At 45.8% G+C, this 4,776-nt stretch carries 5 protein-coding genes; 4 read left to right on the top strand and 1 reads right to left on the bottom strand.

What is annotated here, in order from left to right:
- Positions 1–136 precede the first annotated feature (136 nt).
- Positions 137–616: a divergent PAP2 family protein gene (locus ACTRXG_RS16655; protein ID WP_474263756.1), complete on the bottom strand. Its 480-nt coding sequence runs from the start codon at positions 614–616 to the stop codon at positions 137–139.
- A gap of 439 nt (positions 617–1,055) precedes the next feature.
- On the opposite strand from ACTRXG_RS16655, the gene ACTRXG_RS16650 reads away from it, so the two are divergent.
- From ACTRXG_RS16650 to ACTRXG_RS16635, 4 genes are all read left to right on the top strand, one after another.
- Complete coding sequence (locus ACTRXG_RS16650) at positions 1,056–1,598, top strand: TRAP transporter small permease (protein ID WP_474263753.1); 543 nt, start codon at positions 1,056–1,058, stop codon at positions 1,596–1,598.
- A gap of 28 nt (positions 1,599–1,626) precedes the next feature.
- The gene (locus ACTRXG_RS16645) at positions 1,627–2,901 is read left to right on the top strand and encodes a TRAP transporter large permease (protein ID WP_474286028.1); all 1,275 of its coding nucleotides are present in this window, start codon (positions 1,627–1,629) and stop codon (positions 2,899–2,901) included.
- A 90-nt stretch (positions 2,902–2,991) separates the two neighbouring features.
- Entirely contained in the window at positions 2,992–4,068 is a 1,077-nt protein-coding gene (dctP, locus tag ACTRXG_RS16640; protein WP_474286026.1) for a TRAP transporter substrate-binding protein DctP, read from the top strand.
- A 120-nt stretch (positions 4,069–4,188) separates the two neighbouring features.
- Positions 4,189–4,665, top strand: a complete 477-nt coding sequence (locus ACTRXG_RS16635; protein WP_474282761.1) for an S-ribosylhomocysteine lyase — start codon at positions 4,189–4,191, stop codon at positions 4,663–4,665.
- The last annotated feature ends 111 nt before the right edge of the window (positions 4,666–4,776 follow it).

Raw genomic sequence — 4,776 nt, 5'->3', positions numbered from 1 at the left:
CCAAAAAAGAACGTGGATCGAACGATCCACGAACAAACATGACGCTTTTATTTTGTTTCTCAACAATCTGAGAAGCCCCCGGCAAACTATGCCGGGGGCTTCTTTCGCATGAGAAGCTATACAAACTAAGAATTGATCACACAATGAAAATAGCATGAGCCGCAAACGTTATACCCACACCGAAAATAGCACCGAAAATAACTTCAATCGGCTGATGGCCAAGAAGTTCCTTCAGCTCCTGGCGTTTTTCGGGCTCGCGTTTCTGCTGCCAGGACCGGGCTTCGGTCACGAGGCGGTTGAAGTCATTAACCAGCTGATTCAAAACGGTGGCATGATAGCCCGCGTGTCTCCGGACGCCGGTAGCATCAAACATTACAATAACGCCGAAAACGATGCAGATGGCAAAAAGACTTGAATCAAAGCCCCGCTCAATACCGATAGCTGTAGAAAGAGAAGTGACCGCTGCGGAGTGGGAGCTTGGCATGCCGCCGGTGCTTGTGATAAGTGAAGCGTCCCAGGTTTTGGCAGCAATGAAACCGAGAGGTATTTTAATCGCCTGTGCTAATAAAATAGAAGATAATGCCACTAAGAGTGGGAAGTTCTGCAGTAATTCCATTCACGAACGTCCTTTCTGAATTTTGGCAGTTAGTAAGGATAAGGAACAGCCCACATTATGATAAATATAAGTACAGGCAACCATATTTTATCACATGGTATCAGGTTCGTCGTGCCATTGCTCGAAGAAAGCAGGAAAAGATAAATAAACTAAAAAGTAAATTCAACCCAGAAAAATCGCTGCTACGGAGGATCTCGGGTCTAAAGCAGGCGTCAGCACGAATTACTGGGGATTAGGTGCTAGTATATAAAGGATGAAAGAGATAAAATATACCTAAACCATTTGCAACAATTGTATATGTTAAGTATACTTACACTAACTTATTATAAAAAAATTCCATACCTACATATTCCAACAGAATGTCAGGTCTTCATCCAGCTCAAATTGCAGCAAATATTTTTTAAAAATTGAAAAAAATGCAGAAATGGGTGTTTGAAAATTGAAAATATTGAAATGGCTTGACTTAGGTCTCAAACGCACTGAAGAGACAGTCCTGTCGCTTGCGATCATTACAATAACGGTAATGGTGGCAGGTAACACCATCAGCAGGAACCTCGGTCTCGGCGGGTGGGCATTCGCAGAAGAAATCAGCCAGATTGCGATTTACATGGCCACGTTTCTCGGTCTCGGCTATGTGGCCAGGCAGGGCAGGCATATCAGCATGACGGCATTGTTTGATAATGTACCGTATAAGTTCAGAAAAACACTGGCGCTCATTATTCCGCTCGTTACAGCTTTTGTTCTGTTTACCCTGGCATATTATTCCTATGATTACGTGCTCTCCTCGCAGAACAGGGTCACCAACTACCTCCGGATTTCCTATGTGTGGATGGTTGTTTGGGCACCCATTGGCTTTTTGCTCGGAGGTATTCAGTTTTTACGGAACTTCTGGGTAAATGTGAAAAATAAAGATGTATATATCGCAGCGGAACGAAAAGACTACGATACAGAAAAAGAAGCGAAAGAATCCAACCAACTATAAAATATTCGGAGAATGAGAGGAACCAATTATGCTTTTTACATTACTTGCGATAATGGTCATCTTTTTAGCACTCGGTTTCCCTATGATGGTTCCATTAATTTTGGCTCCGCTGGTGATAGTGCTGTTTTTCTTTGATGCCGTTGATCCGTTCATCATGCTGCAGCAGATGCTTGAAGGGATATCAAGCTACGTGCTTTTAGCGGTTCCCATGTTTATCTTTGCAGCGGACATTATGTCCCAGGGCCACACATCAAAGAGGCTGCTTGATTTTATTGGCGCTTTCGTCGGCCACCTGCGGGGTGGTTATGCAATTACAACAGCTGCTGCCTGTACTATCTTCGGTTCGATTTCCGGATCTACGCAGGCTACAGTGGTAGCGATCGGCGGGCCGATGAGACAGAGGCTTTTAAAAGTAGGGTACAAAGACTCCACAGCTATTGCTTTTATTATTAATGCAAGCGATGTCGCGCTCCTCATACCACCGAGTATAGGGATGATTATGTATTCCTTAATCTCCGGTACTTCCCTGGGAGATATGTTCATTGCGGGTATTGGCCCGGGCCTTCTCGTATTTGTCTTTTTTACTCTTTATGCTTACATACACGCAAAAATTTACAGCATTCCGCTCGCAGCTAAAATTCCCTGGGAAGAGCGCGGGAAAATGACCTTTGATGCAATCTTCCCTTTATTATTTCCAGTCATTATTATTGGGGGGATTTACTCCGGGCTTTTCACACCGACAGAAGCAGCAGCAATGGCTGTCGTGTATGCCTTTGTATTGGAAGTTATTGTTTACCGTACAGTAAAGCTGAAGCAGATGTTCAGTATTGCTTTATCTTCAGGACTCGTAACGTCAGCTGTTTTTATGCTCGTAGCCGGCGGTCAGGTATTTGCATGGGTCATTCAGTTTGCCCGTATCCCTCAAATGATTACAGATACTTTTCTTGGAGGAGATCCGGGGCCAATTTATGTTTTGATTATTGTATCCATTTTCTTCTTTATCGGCTGTATGTTTGTGGATCCAATTGTAGTTATTCTGATATTGACTCCGATTTTCTATCCAGCAGCGATCCAGGCAGGGGTGGATCCGGTCCATCTAGGGGTGGTTATTACCTTCCAGGCAGCGCTTGGCTCTGCAACTCCGCCATTTGGCGTGGATATATTCACGGCGAGCGCGGTATTTAACCGGTCGTATCTCGATACGATCCGCGGGACACCTCCATTTATTGTAATGATGCTGATTATAGCAGTTCTATTGATTTCGTTTGAGCCTATTTCAACGTTTTTACTTCCTGATAATTAACGGGGGGCTGGATGAGGAAGGTGGTTGCGGATGGCCGTCTCTCCGACAGCTGTATCATTCGTGTTACTACTCAAAAGGGGGAATTTATACATGAAAAAGAAAAAGCTTGGTTTGTTGATGGGGACAACGCTCTCTACCGCAGCAGTACTCGCAGCCTGCGGTGGCGCCGGTGGCGGTGAGGAAAGCGGCGGTGGCGGCGATGGTGAAGAAACATATGAATGGACCTTTGTGACAGAGGAAAACGAAGGCCAGGTGCAGTATGAGTATGCGCAGGAATTCGCGAGCCGTATGGATGAAAAGACAGACGGCCAGGTGACAATCGAGCCGGTGGAGTTCGGCGGGCTCGGCAGTGAAGTTGACCAGGTGGAGCAGCTCCAGCAGGGAGCGGTTGAAATGGCTGTGGTCTCCCCTGGATTTACTGGAACGATGGTAGAGGAAGGCCAGGTTTTCTCGCTTCAGTTTTTGCTTCCAAATGATCAGGAAGACGTGCAGCAGGTGTTGAATGAAAGTGAAGCACTAAATGATACGTTAGCTGCCAGATATGAAGAAGAGGACATTATGCCGCTTTCCTTCTGGAGTGAAGGAGCGATGCAGTGGACCGGGAACAAGGCCATTGAGTCCCCGGATGATTTCAACGGCTTCCAAATGAGAACCCAGAACTCCCCGCTGCTTCAGCAGACATACCGTGAATACGGTGCGGATCCGCAGGTTCTGAGTGCCGGGGAGCTTTATACTTCCCTTGATAACGGTACAGTGGACGGACAGGAGAATCCATTGTTCTTCATCGAAGCTTCATCCTACGACGAAGTACAGAGTCACTTGATGATTTCCAATCAAAACTCTTATGTAGCAATGACGACAGTGAACCCGCAGTTCTATAATGAGCTTCCGGATGATCTGAAAGAAACATTTGACGAAACAATAACGGAAATGCAGGACTGGGTGTATGACGAACAGGTTGAGCAGAACGAGCAGGCCCGTGAGACCATGACCAGTGAATCCGATATTGAACAGGTGGAACTGAGTGAAGACCAGCGTGCTGAATTCCGGGAAGTGACTATGCCGATGCGTGATTACTATGTAGAGGAAGTCGGCGGTGACGCAGAAGAAATTCTGACGACGCTTGAAGGCGAAATTGAAGAAATCACCGGTGAATCAGTCGAATAGTATACTTTTAAACCCCGACATCTGCTCGGGGTTTTTTGTCCGCAATTGTTTAATTTGGAATCACGGACGGGAAAAGATACAATGGAAAGAAGAAAATGATAAAGGAGTGAACGTAACAATATGGCAAAAGTAGAAAGCTTTGAACTCGATCATACGAAGGTAGTTGCTCCGTACGTCCGTCAGGCAGGCGTGCAGAAGGTTGGAAGCGACGGTATCGTCACTAAATTTGATATTCGTTTCTGCCAGCCGAACGAAGATAACCTTGAGCCACCGACGATTCATACGATGGAGCATTTGCTTGCTTTAAATATTCGCGAATATGCTGAAGACTACGACCATTTTGAAGTTATTGATCTGTCGCCAATGGGATGTCAGACAGGCTTTTATCTGATTATGAATGGGGAGCCGGCGGTAAGTGAGATCATCGATATTCTTGAGAAGACGATGAAAGACGGAGTAGAAGTTACCGAAGTGCCTGCAGCAACTGAACTGCAGTGCGGCCAGGCGAAGCTTCATGATCTTGAAGGCGCCAAGCAGGTATTCCGCAACTGGCTCAACCAGGACAAAGCTTCACTCGAACGCGTATTTGAATCATAATTATTAAGCATCCTTCCGGAACACCCGGAAGGATGCTCAGACTGTCGACAATGGCTCTAATTTTAGAGCGTGTCGGCAGTTTTTTTGTGCTATGATAAAAAGAAATAGCCT

It is taken from the genome of Marinococcus sp. LNSP9103-4, assembly GCF_056034345.1.
Note: the sequence above shows the minus strand (reverse complement) of the source record. Positions and strands in the feature narration are given on the sequence as shown.